We start from the raw sequence: 13,505 nt of genomic DNA on the forward strand, positions 1-13,505 counted from the left end.
GTAGGATTTTTGAAGAGGGTTTCCCATGAGAGATTGCGCCGCTGAACCCATCGAAGATGTCCAGGGCCGGGCCGATGCCCGCGCCATCGCCATCGACAAGGTGGGCATCAAGGATATCCGCCACCCCGTGCGGGTACGTGACCGCAGCGAGGGTCACCAGCACACCATCGCTTACTTCAACATGTATGTGCAGTTACCGCATAACTTCAAGGGCACGCACATGTCGCGCTTCATCGAGATCCTCAACGCCCACAAGCGCGAGATCTCGGTCGAATCCTTTCGCGACATGCTCCTGGAGATGCGCTCGCGCCTGAATGCGGAAAGTGCCCATCTGGAGATGAGCTTTCCCTATTTCGTCATGAAAAAGGCCCCGGTCTCGGGCGTGGAAAGCCTGATGGACTATGAGGTCACGCTGATCGGCGAGTCCACTGGCGAGGATTACGATCAGGTCATCGAGGTGGTGGTGCCGGTCACGAGTCTTTGCCCCTGTTCCAAGAGCATCTCCGAACGCGGCGCCCACAACCAGCGTTCGCATGTGACGGTACAGGTGCGCGCCAATCAGTGGATCTGGATCGAGGAGATCATCGATCTGGTGGAATCCCAGGCTTCCTGTCAGGTTTACGGCCTTTTGAAGCGCCCGGACGAGAAGTACGTCACCGAACATGCCTATGACAACCCGAAGTTCGTCGAGGACATGGTGCGCGACGTGGCCGCCCAACTGAAAAACGAGCCCCGCGTGGACTGGTTTTCCGTGGCTTCGGAGAACTTCGAATCCATCCACAACCACTCGGCCTATGCCCTGATCGAGATGGACAAGCGCCAGCCGGCCTGAGCCCTGCGGAAAGGTCTGGCCGGCTTGACGCCATCAGGCGTTTGGGCGAGCATGCGCGGCTAGATTCCTGCCGCGCGGCAGGGTTTCATGCAATCCATTGACGGCCGCGACTGACCATGCCTGGAAACTCCTTCGGTACCCTGTTTCAGATCACCACCTTCGGCGAAAGCCACGGGCCCGCGCTCGGCTGCATCGTGGACGGCTGCCCGCCGGGACTGGCCCTCACGGCTGCCGACCTGCAATCTGAACTCGACCGGCGCAAGCCGGGGCAGTCGCGCCACACGACGCAACGGCGCGAGCCGGATGAAGTGGAGATTCTCTCGGGGGTGTTCGAGGGCATCACCACCGGTACGCCCATCGGCCTTCTGATTCGCAATGTCGATCAGCGTTCCAAGGACTACGGCAAGATCCAGGATCAATTCCGGCCCGGTCACGCGGATTACACCTATCTGCAAAAGTACGGAATCCGTGATTATCGCGGCGGGGGGCGCTCATCCGCGCGCGAGACCGCCATGCGCGTGGCAGGTGGCGCCATCGCCAAGAAATATCTGCGCGAGAAGCTCGGGGTGGAGATCCGCGCCTGGCTGGCCCAGATAGGCCCGATCCGCGCCGAGACCCATGACTGGGACGAAATCGACCGCAATCCCTTCTTCTGCCCGGATGCCAATGCCGCGCTGCGCATGGCCGATTACATGGATGCCCTGCGCAAGGAGGGCAACTCCATCGGCGCGCGGGTGAATGTGCTGGCGCGCAATGTGCCGGTGGGCCTGGGCGAGCCGGTGTTCGACCGCCTGGATGCCGACCTTGCCAAGGCGCTGATGAGCATCAATGCCGTCAAGGGCGTGGAGATTGGCGACGGCTTTGCGGTGGTCGAGCAGAAGGGCACAGAACATGGCGACGAGATGACGCCGACGGGATTCCTGTCCAACCATGCAGGCGGCGTGCTGGGTGGCATTTCCAGCGGCCAGGACATCACCGCCAGCATCGCCATCAAACCCACTTCCAGCATCCGCCTGCCGCGCCAGGGCATCGATGTGCATGGCGCGCCCTGCGAGGTGATCACCACCGGCCGCCATGACCCTTGCGTGGGCATTCGTGCCGCGCCCATCGTCGAGGCCATGGTGGCGCTGGTCATCATGGATCACTATCTGCGTCAGCGTGCCCAGAACGCGGACCTACGCGCGACAACCCCGGTCATTCCCGCCCAAGCCCCGGTGTGATTTTCCCAAAGGGCGGGCAACAGCTCGGGGTCCCGACCGAGGCGGCCCGCCTTGCCAGTTTCTACGCCCTCTATTTTGCTGCCCTGGGTGCCTTCGTGCCCTACTGGGGCCCTTACCTCAAAGACGCAGGACTCAGCGCCCTGCAGATCGGCATCCTGACTGCCCTGGTGCAGGTCAGCAAGGTCTTTGCACCCAATCTCTGGGGCAGCCTTGCCGAACGCACCGGCGATCGCCTGCGGGTCATTCACTGGGCCACCCTGTCTGCCGCGGCAGGTTTTGCCCTGCTGTTCTTCACGCATGACTTTTTCGGCATCGCGCTGGCCACCTTGCTGTTCTCGTTTTTCTGGGCGGCGTCCCTGCCGCTGGTGGAAACCACGACACTCGACTGGTCCAGACGCACCGGCGGGCGCTATGGACGGGTGCGTCTGTGGGGCTCGCTGGGCTTCATCGCCGTATCCCTGAGCCTTGGCGGTCTGATCGAACACTGGGGGCAGTGGCTGTTCCTGGTGGTGGTGCTTGCGCTTTTGCTCGGCGTCTGGCTGGCCGGCCTTGGTCTGCCGGGTGGCGAGCGCCACCCGGTAGAGGAGGGGGCCCGGGTATCCGCGCTGGCGCTGCTGCGCCGGCCGGGTGTGCTGGCCTTTTTTCTGGGTTGCGCCCTGGAGCAGGCCAGTCACGGCCCGTATTACGCCTTTTACTCCATCTATCTTGGCCAGCATGGCATCAGTGGCCTGTATATAGGTCTGCTCTGGGCCTTTGCGGTGCTCTGCGAAGTGGGATTCTTTCTGGTCAGCGAACGTGTAGTCGCTAGCATGGGTTTGCGCAAGCTGCTGATTGCCAGTTTTTCATTTACATTGGTCCGATGGGCAATCATTGCCGCCTGGCCTAATCTCGGTTTCATCGTATTTGCCCAGGTCCTGCATGCCGCAAGTTATGCCGGCTTCCATGCCGCGGCTGTGAATCTGACCTACCGCCAGTTCGCGCCGGCGGAGCGGGTGCAGGGTCAGGCCTTGTACACCAGCATCGCTTTTGGTTTTGGTGGGGCGATAGGTGGGCTTGCCGCGGGGGCGATCTGGCAGCAATGGGGCGGGTCGGCCAGCTTTGTTGCCGCCGCCCTGGCCACGGGCCTGGGCCTGCTGCTCATCTTGCTGGCTGGACGACGCATGCAGGCGCTACAGCCGGCTGGCTGAAAGGCCGGGCAAAAATGTAAAGAAAAATGTAAAGAGTTGATGGAGTAGAACCACTTTGTACGACAAGCCTCCTGCCCGATGAATAAGGCCCTGTTTGTTCTTGGCCTGCTATTGCCGAGCCTCGGCGCCTGTTCCTCGGTCCTGCCAGTGGAGACGACGGAGCAGGCCGGGGTGAACACCCTTAACCCCGGCACGAAATGGCAGGGCCCCCGCCTGTTGCTGCGTCTGCAGGACGGTCAACAACCTGATTCAGCCCTGGTCGCTTCCCTGTCCCGTGCTGGCGGCCTGTTGCTCCGACCGCAATTTGCCATCTCACCCAATCTCTATGTTTTTGAAAGTCGTGACCGCCTGTCCGAAGCGGCTCTTGCGAATGCCCTGCAGCGCCTGCGCGCGCACCCGGCAGTGGTTTATGCCGAGCCGGACAGAGCAGTCAGGCTACCTTGATGAGTTTCTGTATGAAAAAAAATGCATTTTCCCTGATCAGCCTGCTGGCCATTCTGTCCTTGGCTCAGACAGCCCTTGCAGAAGGCCTCATCGTCAGACTGAAAGCCGACAACGCGCCAGCGGGCATCATCGCCGCGCGCAATCTACCGGAGCAGCTTGGTCTCAGGCCGGGATCGATGAAAAACATCAGTCCGGAAATTGCGGTGCTCGATCTGCCCGCCGGCATTTCCGCCGCTGAACGGGCAAATCTCGAAAAGCAACTAGTTGGCCGGGCAGACGTGGCCTACATACAGGCGGATCGTCTGGTAAGGCCCATGGCGGGCCCGACCCCCAATGACCCCTTCTTTGCCAATAATAGCCAGTGGAGCCTGTCGGGGCCGGCGGGCATCAATGTGGGGCCGGCCTGGGAGCGCAGCACCGGGCGGGCGGATCAGGTCATCGCCGTGATCGATACCGGCATCCTGCCCGCGCACCCGGATCTCGGTGGCAAGGTCCTGCCTGGATATGACTTTGTCAGCAATACCGACACTGCCAACGATGGCGGTGGCTGGGACAGCGATCCCACGGACCCGGGGGACGCGGTGGCAGCAGAAGAGCCCAATTCCTGGCATGGTACCTTCGTCAGCGGCATCATCGCGGCCTCCAGCGACAACAGCATCGGCATGGCTGGCGTCAACTGGATGGCGCGCATCCTGCCGGTGCGCGCGCTGGGCAAGGGTGGCGGCAGCCTCTCGGAACTGCTCATCGCCATGCGCTGGGCGGCTGGCCTGCATGTCGAGGGCGCGCCGGACAATCCTAATCCGGCCCGCATCCTGAATCTGAGCCTCGGTGCCGATGGTGGTTGCGGGCAGGCAGAACAGGAAGTACTCAGTGAACTGCAGCAAAAGGGTGCCGTGGTGATCACCGCCGCCGGCAATGCAGCAAGCAGGCTTCAGGACGCACCCGTCACGCCGGCCGTCTGCCCCGGCGTGATCACCGTGGCCGCCACCGACCGGCAAGGACAGCTTGCGCCCTATTCGAACTATGGCAGCAGCGTCAGCATCAGCGCGCCTGGCGGATACATGGCAGGCTCCCGCGATGTGGCCAACGGCATCCTGTCTCTGACCCTCAACACTGATGAAACCTATGGCTACGCCTACAATGCCGGCACCAGTTTCTCGACCGCGCTGGTGTCCGGCGTCGCATCCCTGATGCTGGCAGTCAACCCACAACTGACAGCAGTCGACCTGAATCGGATCCTGCGCGATTCCGCCGTTCCCATTCAGGTCAGTGAGGCATCGAGCCCCTGCGCGACACCCGGTAACTGCGGCGCTGGGCGGCTGGATGCTGGCGCAGCGCTTGCCCGGGCGCAGTCCTTTACGGCGGGCAGTGCTGGCCAGACGCAATATCCGGCTCCGGGTCAGGGCCCGACAACATCGCCCGCGTCGGCGCCGTCCGGTGGTGGTGGGGGTTGCGTCATGGCGACTGATGGCAGTACGGACAGCGGCCTGATTCTGCTGCCGGTATTGCTCTGGCTGCTGGGTCGCCTGTCCCGCTTCCGTCCACATGCTGTCGCAAGGCGGTCTTGAGCGAAACCGCGATCCTGGGGCTGCGTGGCTGCCGGCCCTTCCACTGGGATCTTCAGTGGTGGCTGGCGCTGCTTGCCGGCCCTGTGTTCTGGCTGTTCTGGTCATGCTGGCATCCGCCTCTGCCGGGGTGGCCCGCTGCCCTTGAGCTCCTTTCCCTGGTCCTGCTGCAACCTTTGATTGAGGAGCTGGTTTTTCGCGGCATGGTGCAGGGTTATTTGCTGCAGACCCCTTGGGGACGCTTGCGGCTGGGGGGGTTCACTTCGGCGAATCTGCTGACGGCCATGCTTTTTACTGGCCTGCATGCCCTGAGCCACACGCCCGCCTGGGCGCTGGCGGTGTTCCTGCCGGCCCTGGTGTTTGGCTATTTCCGCGAACGCAGCGGCTGCATCTACGCGCCGCTGCTGCTCCACGCGGCTTACAATCTTGGTTATTTTCTGCTCTGGCCGGCTTGAAAGCCTCATAGAATGTCCCCATCTGCTGGATAAGGCAAAAACAAGGAGTCAGTCATGCGGATGGACAAACTCACCACCAAGTTTCAGCAGGGTCTGCAGGAAGCGCAGAGCCTGGCACTGGGGCTCGATCAGCAGCAGATCGAGCCGGTACATCTACTGGTCGCCTTCCTCGATCAGGAAGGTGGCATTGCGCGCAGCGTGCTGGCCAAGGCCGGTGTGTCCGTGGACGGCCTTCGTTCGAAGCTCGGGCGCGAGCTCGAGAATCTGCCCAAGGTGCAGGGCACGCCCGGCGAGGTGCACGTCTCGCGCGACCTGAACAACATGCTCAACCTGGCCGACAAGATCGCCAGCCAGCGCGGGGATGCCTACATCGCCACCGAACACTTCCTGCTCGCCCTGCTCGATGACAAGGGCGCGGCCGGACGTCTGCTCAAGGAGGCAGGAGCCAGCAGGCAGGACCTCGAAAAGGCCATCGATGATCTGCACGGCGGCGAGAAGATCAAGGACGCCAATGCCGAGGAGCAGCGTCAGGCCCTGGAAAAGTACACCGTGGACATGACCGAGCGCGCCGCCCAGGGCAAGCTCGACCCGGTGATCGGGCGCGACGAGGAGATCCGTCGCACCATTCAGGTGCTGATGCGTCGCACCAAGAACAATCCGGTGCTGATCGGCGAACCCGGCGTGGGCAAGACCGCCATCGTCGAGGGCTTGGCGCAGCGCATCGTCAACAACGAGGTGCCCGAGACCCTGCGCGGCAAGCGCCTGCTCTCACTCGATCTCGGCGCCCTGATTGCCGGTGCCAAGTTCCGCGGCGAGTTCGAGGAACGTTTGAAGGCACTCCTGAACGATGTCGCCAAGGCGCAGGGGCAGCTGATTCTCTTCATTGACGAGATTCATACCCTGGTCGGCGCGGGCAAGGCCGAGGGCGCCATGGACGCCGGCAACATGCTCAAGCCCGCACTCGCGCGTGGCGAATTGCATGCCATCGGCGCCACCACGCTTGATGAGTACCGCAAGTACATCGAAAAGGATGCGGCCCTGGAGCGGCGTTTCCAGCCGGTGCAGGTGGACGAGCCCTCGGTCGAGGACACCATCGCCATCCTGCGCGGCCTCAAGGAAAAGTACCAGGTGCATCACGGCATTCGCATCACCGATCCGGCGGTGGTGGCTGCGGCACAGCTTTCGCATCGCTACATCACCGGGCGCCAGCTCCCGGACAAGGCCATCGATCTCATCGATGAGGCCGCTTCGCGCCTGAAAATGGAGATCGACTCCAAGCCCCAGGAACTCGATGAGCTGGATCGACGGCTGGTGCAGCTCAACATTGAGCGCGTGGCGCTGGAGAAGGAAAAGGACGAGGCCAGCCGCAAGCGCCTGGAGCTCATCCAGGAACAGATCGGCGAGTCCGAACGCAAGTACAGGGAACTCGAAACCGTCTGGCAGGCCGAGAAACAGGCCATCGAGGGTGCCTCCCATATTCAGAAGGAGCTCGATCGCGCCCGGGTGGAGCTGGACAGCGCCCGTCGCGCCGGTGACCTGGAGCGCATGGCGCAGCTGCAGTACGGCACGATTCCGGAGCTTGAACGGCAGCTGGCCCAGGCGCAGCAGGCCGAAGTGCAAGCTGATGGCAAGCCGAGACTCTTGCGCGAGGAGGTCACCGAGGAGGAAATTGCCGAGGTGGTCTCGCGCTGGACCGGCATTCCGGTCAGCCGCATGATGGAAGGCGAGCGCGAGAAGCTCCTGAAGATGGAGGATCGGCTCTCCGCTCGCGTGGTGGGCCAGGACGAGGCGGTCAAGGCCGTGTCGAATGCCATTCGTCGCTCGCGCGCCGGGCTCTCCGACCCCAACCGGCCCTATGGTTCCTTCCTCTTTTTAGGACCGACGGGTGTAGGCAAGACCGAGCTGACCAAGGCCCTGGCGGAATTCCTGTTCGATTCCGAAGACCTCATGGTCCGCATCGACATGAGCGAGTACATGGAAAAGCATGCGGTGGCGCGGCTGATCGGCGCCCCGCCGGGCTATGTCGGCTACGAGGAGGGCGGCCAGCTCACCGAAGCGGTGCGCAGGAAACCCTATTCGGTGATCCTGCTCGACGAGGTGGAGAAGGCGCATCCGGACGTCTTCAACATCCTGCTGCAGGTGCTCGATGACGGGCGGCTCACGGACAATCAGGGACGCACGGTGGATTTTCGCAATACCGTCATCATCATGACCTCGAATCTCGGCTCGGACCGCATCCAGGCCTATATCGGCCGGGATCAGGAGGCCATGGAGGCGGCGGTCATGGAGGTGGTGCGCGGGCACTTCCGGCCGGAGTTCCTCAACCGCATCGACGACATCGTGATCTTCCATCCGCTGCAGGCGCGGCAGGTGCGCCAGATCGTCGAGATCCAGAGCCAGTATCTGCGTCGCCGCCTGCGCGATCGGCACATGGATCTGCGCTTCAGCGATGCAGCGCTCGATCTGCTGGCGGAAACCGGGTTCGATCCGGTCTATGGCGCACGGCCGCTGCGCCGGGCGATTCAAAAGCAGATCGAGAACCCGCTGGCCCAGGAGCTGCTGCAGGGCCGCTTCCAGCCCGGGGATCTGATCGAGGTGGACGCGACAGCCGATGGCTTCACCTTCGTCCCGCATCGGGGCGAGGCCGATGCCGCCTGAAGGTGGAATGGGCTCCAAACGAAAGGGACTGCAACGGCAGTCCCTTTTTCATGAATCCTGCCGACTTTGCAGGCCCGCGTATGTGTAGTCAGCTTCTCATTGATGACACGCCTGGTCTGGCCATGTCACCTTAGTTCAGGCTGAAATAGAAGGTTGCGCCCTGGTTGACCGCGCCCTCCGCCCAGACGTGGCCACCATGGCGGTGGATGATGCGCGCGACCGTTGCCAGGCCAATGCCGGTACCTTCGAAATCACTGACACTGTGCAGACGCTGAAAGGCGGAAAAGAGCCGGTTGGCATAGTGCATGTCAAAGCCTGCGCCGTTATCGCGCACATAAAAGACACTTTTGCCTTCCCGCGGCATCGCGCCGAACTCGATGCGCGCCTGTGGTGTCTTGCTGGTGAATTTCCAGGCATTGCTCATGAGGTTTTCCAGGGCGATTTCCAGCAGGCGGGCATCACCCTGGGCCATGGCGTGCGGCGCAATGATCCAGTCCACCTGTCTGATGGGGTCGCCGGTCTGCAGCTTTCCGCGAATGCGCTTGGCCAGATCGGACAGGTCCACGTTCTCCCAGCGAATCTCCTGGCGCGTGACCTGGGCGAGCTTCAACAGGTCGTCGATCAGGTGCTCCATGCGCTGGGCCGCCTGGCGGATACGACCGAGATGATGCACGCCCTCGGTGTTGAGGCAATCGGCACTGTCCTGCTGCAGGGCATGGCTGAAGCTGTTGATCGCCCGTAGCGGCGCGCGCAGATCATGGGCCACGGAATAACTGAAGGATTCCAGTTCCCGGTTCAGCGCCACCAGCTCGGCGGTGCGGGCCTGCACGCGTGTCTCCAGTTCCCGATTCAGTCGCTGGATTTCTTCCTCGGCCAGTTTCTGTCGGGTCTGATCCCGCAGGATCTTGGCGAACCCCTTGTGATGGCCAAGCTCATCCCGCAGTGTGAAAAGCATTCCGGAGGCATAGAAGCGGCTGCCGTCCTTGCGCTGATGCCAGCGTTCATCGACTGATTGGCCATGCATGAGCGCGTGTTCCTGTTCACTGGCCGGAACATTTGCCCACCGGTCCTCGGGGGTGTAGATCACGGAGGCGGAGTGGCCGATGATCTCCGTCTCGCGGTAGCCGAGAATGCGCTCCGCGCCAACATTCCATTCCAGTACGCGACCCTCGATGTCCGTCATGAAAATCGCGTAATCCTGCACGTTCTCCATGAGCAGGCGAAAGCGCGTCTCGCTCTCGCGCAGCGCCTCTTCCGCCGTCCTGATGGCTGTGCGGTCCTCCAGCACCTTGGCGTAGCCGCGCAGGTGGCCCTCATCGTCCAGCAGGGAGGTCACTGTGCCTTCGCAGTAGAAGCGGCTGCCATCCTTGCGCAGATGCCAGCGCTTGTCCGGGGCGCGCCCCTGTTCGCGCGCGATGCGCATTTCTTCTGCAGGAATGCCGGCGGCCCGGTCTTCCGGCGTGAAGATGAAATCGCCACGGCGTCCGAGCACTTCGTCGTGATCATAACCAAACAGGCGTTCCGCACCCTGGTTCCAGATCAGGATGCGGGTTTCGGGGTCCACCACGATCAGGGCGTAGTCCCTGACTCCCTGCAGTAACAGCTCAAAAAGTTCCTCATTGCGCTTGCAGTCGGCCAGGTCTTCTTCCGCAATGGTTTTCTGGCCCTGCAGGATCAGCAGCAACAGGGCATTTTCATTGATATGGCGGATGCCGCTGACGGCAATCCGTAACTCCCTGCCACCCCAACAGGCTTCGAGATTCGTGTCCGGGGCCTCGCCGCGTGCGATCTTTTCCCCGAGCGCCGCCAGACCGGGCAATGGCAGGAGCTCCGGCAAGGAGCGACCGGCCAGTGATGCTGGATCGAGAGAGAGCAGCAGACGTGAACACTGATTGCTCTTGAGAACACGCAACCGCGCATCCAGGACGAGTATGCCAAGGGGCAGCTGGTCGATCAGGTTGTCGGTCTGTTGCTTTGATGCCAGCGCTTCTTCCCTGGTCATGAAGCAGCCTCCCGGCGCAAGGTGTGCAGACCGCTTAGCTTATACACTTGCGAGATCAAAGTTACAGGGCTTTTGTCTGAGGATCTGCCAGGACGGGGATTACCCGGCCAGAACCGGGCAGGGCGGGATGCTGCGCGAACCCAGTCCTACTTGACAACCAGTACGGCGCAAGGGGCCTCGTGTACCACCCGGTCGGTGGTCGATCCAAGCAGCAGGCGTCCCAGGCCACTGTGACCGTGGCTGCCGATCACGATCAGATCGGCCTGTATCCTGCCGGCAAAATCGACGATGGCGCTGCCGGTCCTGTCAGTGCTCTCGATGATTTCCGCGCGCAGATCCGGATGCCTCTGGCGAAGCCTGTCGGCCAGTGCCTGGATGCCGCGCTCAGCACTCGCGCGCAGTTGATCGCCCAGATCCACCATGACTGGCGGCATCATCTCGCCCACCATTTCAGGATAGGGATGGATGAACTCGGGCGAAAACACATGCACGAGCGTCAGTTGTGCCTGCATCTGCTGTGCAAGTATCGCGCCCCTGAGCGCGGCCCTTTCCGAATGCGCTGAGAAGTCCACCGGTACCAGCACATGACTGAACAGTGATCCCATGTCCTTTCCTCCCCTCAGGTGCGTAGCCGCTCCAGCACGGCATCCAGGGTCAGCAGTTCCGCTTCGGCAGCAACGCGGGCCTTGTACTCCAGCAGGCCGTGTTCCAGGTTGCGTTCACTGATGACCACCCGATGCGGCAGGCCGATCAGGTCCATTTCGGCGAACTGCACGCCCGGCCGTTCCGCACGGTCGTCCCAGAGTACTTCAAAGCCGAGGTCGCGCAGGCGGTCATAGAGGGTTTCCGCCGCCGCCATCACCTTTTCCGAACGCTGCGCGTTGATGGCGATCAGCCCGACATCGAAGGGTGCTATGGCCTGCGGCCAGATGATGCCCTTGTCGTCATAATTCTGCTCGACCGCGGCGGCCACCACACGCGATACGCCGATGCCATAGCAGCCCATGCGCATGATGCGCTCCTGACCTTGTTCATCCAGGAAGCTCGCGTGCAGGGCCTGACTGTACTTGTCGCCGAGCTGGAAGATATGACCGACCTCGATGCCGCGACGGATGCCGAGATTTCCCGCGCAGCGCGGGCAGGGCTCACCGGCCTTGACGTTGCGCAGGTCCGCCGTTTCCGGCAGCGGCACATCGCGGTTCCAGTTGAGGTTGATCCAGTGATAATCCTTCTCGTTGGCGCCGCTGGAGAAATTACAGGCCGCGGCGGCACGCTGGTCCACCAGCACCCGCAGCTTCTCCGGCAGATTCACCGGGCCGATGAAGCCGACCACGCCACCGGTGGCGGTTTCGGCCTCGGCGGCCTCGGCCATGCGCACCTGCTTTGCGCCCAGCGCCCTGGCGGCCTTGATCGGGTTCAGTTCGTCGTCACCGAGCAGGAAAAGCGCGGCGGGTTGATCATCGGCCATCACCACTACGCTCTTGACGATGCGATCATGGGAAAGTTTCAGCATCTGCGCCTGCTCCGCCACGGTGCGGATGCCGGGCGTGGTCACCTTTTGCGCCGGCATTGGGGCATCGCAGGGCAGGGGAGCGGGCCGGCTCTCGGCCAGTTCCAGATTGGCGGCATACTCGCATTGGTGACAGTAGACGATAGCATCCTCGCCCGAGTCCGCCAGCACGTGGAACTCATGGCTGGCGCTGCCGCCGATCGAGCCGGTATCCGCTTCCACGGCGCGGAATTCAAGCCCCAGGCGCTGGAAGATACGGCTGTAGGCATCGAACATCACCCGATAGGTATCCTGCAGGCTTTCCTGGTCGGCGTGGAAGGAATAGGCATCCTTCATGGTGAATTCGCGCCCACGCATCAGGCCAAAACGCGGCCGGATCTCGTCACGGAACTTGGTCTGGATCTGGTAGAAATTGGCCGGTAACTGACGATAGGAGCGGATCTCGCCACGGATCAGGTCGGTGATGACCTCCTCGTGGGTGGGTCCGAGGCAGAAGTCGCGCGCGTGGCGGTCCTTGATGCGCAGCAGTTCCGGTCCGTACTGTTCCCAGCGGCCAGATTCCGACCAGAGTTCGGCGGGCTGTACCATCGGCATCAGCACTTCCTGGGCCCCTGCGCGGTCCATTTCCTCACGTACGATGGTTTCCACCTTGCGCAGCACGCGCAAGCCCAGCGGCAGCCAGGTATAGAGGCCGGCCGCCAGTTTGCGGATCAATCCGGCGCGCAGCATGAGCTGGTGGCTGATGACTTCGGCGTCTGCCGGAGTTTCCTTGAGAGTCGGAATAAGTATTTGTGAGCGTCGCATGGTCCAATCCGGTGAGGTAGGTCGTTTCGGTCAGTGTAAGCACTGCGCCCGATAAAATGAAGCCCGGGAGTTAACCTTGACAGCATCCGGCGAAATCCGGATATTTAGACTTTGTCTACTAGCTCCTACCCACCCTGATGGAGGTCACCATGTCTGTACTCGTCGGAAAAACCGCTCCTGACTTCACCGCGCCCGCCGTGATGGGCGACAACAGCATCAACGAGAACTTCCGCCTGTCCGAATTTGCCAAGGGCAAATATGCCGTCCTTTTTTTCTGGCCCCTGGATTTCACTTTCGTCTGCCCTTCCGAAATCATCGCCTTCGATCATCGCTGGGATGAATTCCAGAAGCGCAACTGCGAAGTGATCGGCGTGAGTGTGGATTCCCAGTACACCCATCTCGCCTGGAAGAATACCCCGGTCGACAAGGGTGGGGTCGGCAAGCTGCGCTTTCCCATGGTGGCTGATCTTACCCAGAGCATTGCCCGTGACTATGACGTGCTCACCACCGGCGGTGTGGCCTTGCGTGGTACCTTCCTGATCGACCGCGACATGGTCGTACGCCATCAGGTCATCAATGACCTGCCCCTGGGTCGCAATATCGATGAAGCCATCCGCATGGTGGATGCCCTGCAGTTCTCCGAAGAGCACGGCGAGGTCTGTCCCGCCGGCTGGCAGCAGGGCAAACCGGGCATGAAGGCCAACCCCGAGGGCGTGGCGGACTACCTTTCCCAGCACGCCGGCGCGCTTTAAGCGTCATTTCCGGTCCAATCAACCCCCGTTTCCACAGGAAGCGGGGGTTTCCTGTCTTGAGGGGGGAATGTGACAC

At 62.3% G+C, this 13,505-nt stretch carries 11 protein-coding genes; 8 read left to right on the top strand and 3 right to left on the bottom strand.

The features are described 5' to 3' along the window. Positions 1-25 precede the first annotated feature (25 nt). The 7 genes from folE2 to clpB all read left to right on the top strand — a co-directional run bounded on the left by folE2 (position 26) and on the right by clpB (position 8,361). A complete protein-coding gene (gene folE2, locus WOB96_RS00725; RefSeq protein WP_341369342.1) occupies positions 26-832 on the top strand; it encodes a GTP cyclohydrolase FolE2 in 807 nt (268 codons plus the stop codon). Between the two features lie 116 nt (positions 833-948). After that, the gene (aroC, locus tag WOB96_RS00730) at positions 949-2,052 is read left to right on the top strand and encodes a chorismate synthase (RefSeq protein ID WP_341369343.1); all 1,104 of its coding nucleotides are present in this window, start codon (positions 949-951) and stop codon (positions 2,050-2,052) included. Further along, a complete protein-coding gene (locus WOB96_RS00735; RefSeq protein ID WP_341369344.1) occupies positions 2,049-3,239 on the top strand; it encodes an MFS transporter in 1,191 nt (396 codons plus the stop codon). Before aroC ends, WOB96_RS00735 begins: the two co-directional genes overlap by 4 nt. Positions 3,240-3,317: 78 nt before the next feature. Continuing rightward, positions 3,318-3,683 carry a hypothetical protein gene (locus WOB96_RS00740; protein WP_341369345.1) on the top strand — a complete coding sequence of 122 codons (366 nt, stop codon included), beginning with the start codon at positions 3,318-3,320 and terminating at the stop codon, positions 3,681-3,683. Positions 3,684-3,694: 11 nt separating this feature from the next. Beyond that, complete coding sequence (locus WOB96_RS00745) at positions 3,695-5,251, top strand: S8 family peptidase (protein ID WP_341369346.1); 1,557 nt, start codon at positions 3,695-3,697, stop codon at positions 5,249-5,251. After that, complete coding sequence (gene mrtJ, locus WOB96_RS00750) at positions 5,248-5,703, top strand: JDVT-CTERM system glutamic-type intramembrane protease MrtJ (RefSeq protein WP_341369347.1); 456 nt, start codon at positions 5,248-5,250, stop codon at positions 5,701-5,703. Before WOB96_RS00745 ends, mrtJ begins: the two co-directional genes overlap by 4 nt. Positions 5,704-5,757: 54 nt before the next feature. Then, a complete protein-coding gene (clpB, locus tag WOB96_RS00755) occupies positions 5,758-8,361 on the top strand; it encodes an ATP-dependent chaperone ClpB (protein WP_341369348.1) in 2,604 nt (867 codons plus the stop codon). A gap of 130 nt (positions 8,362-8,491) precedes the next feature. Here the strand turns inward: clpB and WOB96_RS00760 are convergent, their stop codons facing one another. The 3 genes from WOB96_RS00760 to WOB96_RS00770 all read right to left on the bottom strand — a co-directional run bounded on the left by WOB96_RS00760 (position 8,492) and on the right by WOB96_RS00770 (position 12,677). Continuing rightward, entirely contained in the window at positions 8,492-10,363 is a 1,872-nt protein-coding gene (locus WOB96_RS00760; RefSeq protein WP_341369349.1) for a PAS domain S-box protein, read from the bottom strand. A 146-nt stretch (positions 10,364-10,509) separates the two neighbouring features. Beyond that, positions 10,510-10,968 carry a universal stress protein gene (locus WOB96_RS00765; protein WP_341369350.1) on the bottom strand — a complete coding sequence of 153 codons (459 nt, stop codon included), beginning with the start codon at positions 10,966-10,968 and terminating at the stop codon, positions 10,510-10,512. Between the two features lie 14 nt (positions 10,969-10,982). Beyond that, complete coding sequence (locus tag WOB96_RS00770) at positions 10,983-12,677, bottom strand: proline--tRNA ligase (protein ID WP_341369351.1); 1,695 nt, start codon at positions 12,675-12,677, stop codon at positions 10,983-10,985. Positions 12,678-12,826: 149 nt separating this feature from the next. Between WOB96_RS00770 and WOB96_RS00775 the strand changes: the two genes are divergently transcribed. Beyond that, on the top strand, positions 12,827-13,429 hold the full coding sequence (locus tag WOB96_RS00775) for a peroxiredoxin (RefSeq protein ID WP_341369352.1): 603 nt from the start codon (positions 12,827-12,829) through the stop codon (positions 13,427-13,429). The last annotated feature ends 76 nt before the right edge of the window (positions 13,430-13,505 follow it).

Origin of the sequence: Thermithiobacillus plumbiphilus, from assembly GCF_038070005.1 — a bacterium.
GTDB lineage: Bacteria > Pseudomonadota > Gammaproteobacteria > Acidithiobacillales > Thermithiobacillaceae > JBBPCO01.

What these genes read in the sequence shown, in the direction of transcription:
- folE2 (WP_341369342.1), top strand. Translation starts at nt 26, where the DNA reads ATGAGAGATTGCGCCGCTGAACCCATCGAAGATGTCCAGGGCCGGGCC.
- aroC (WP_341369343.1), top strand. Translation starts at nt 949, where the DNA reads ATGCCTGGAAACTCCTTCGGTACCCTGTTTCAGATCACCACCTTCGGC.
- WOB96_RS00740 (WP_341369345.1), top strand. Translation starts at nt 3,318, where the DNA reads ATGAATAAGGCCCTGTTTGTTCTTGGCCTGCTATTGCCGAGCCTCGGC.
- WOB96_RS00745 (WP_341369346.1), top strand. Translation starts at nt 3,695, where the DNA reads ATGAAAAAAAATGCATTTTCCCTGATCAGCCTGCTGGCCATTCTGTCC.
- clpB (WP_341369348.1), top strand. Translation starts at nt 5,758, where the DNA reads ATGCGGATGGACAAACTCACCACCAAGTTTCAGCAGGGTCTGCAGGAA.
- WOB96_RS00760 (WP_341369349.1), bottom strand. Translation starts at nt 10,363, where the DNA reads ATGACCAGGGAAGAAGCGCTGGCATCAAAGCAACAGACCGACAACCTG.
- WOB96_RS00765 (WP_341369350.1), bottom strand. Translation starts at nt 10,968, where the DNA reads ATGGGATCACTGTTCAGTCATGTGCTGGTACCGGTGGACTTCTCAGCG.
- WOB96_RS00770 (WP_341369351.1), bottom strand. Translation starts at nt 12,677, where the DNA reads ATGCGACGCTCACAAATACTTATTCCGACTCTCAAGGAAACTCCGGCA.
- WOB96_RS00775 (WP_341369352.1), top strand. Translation starts at nt 12,827, where the DNA reads ATGTCTGTACTCGTCGGAAAAACCGCTCCTGACTTCACCGCGCCCGCC.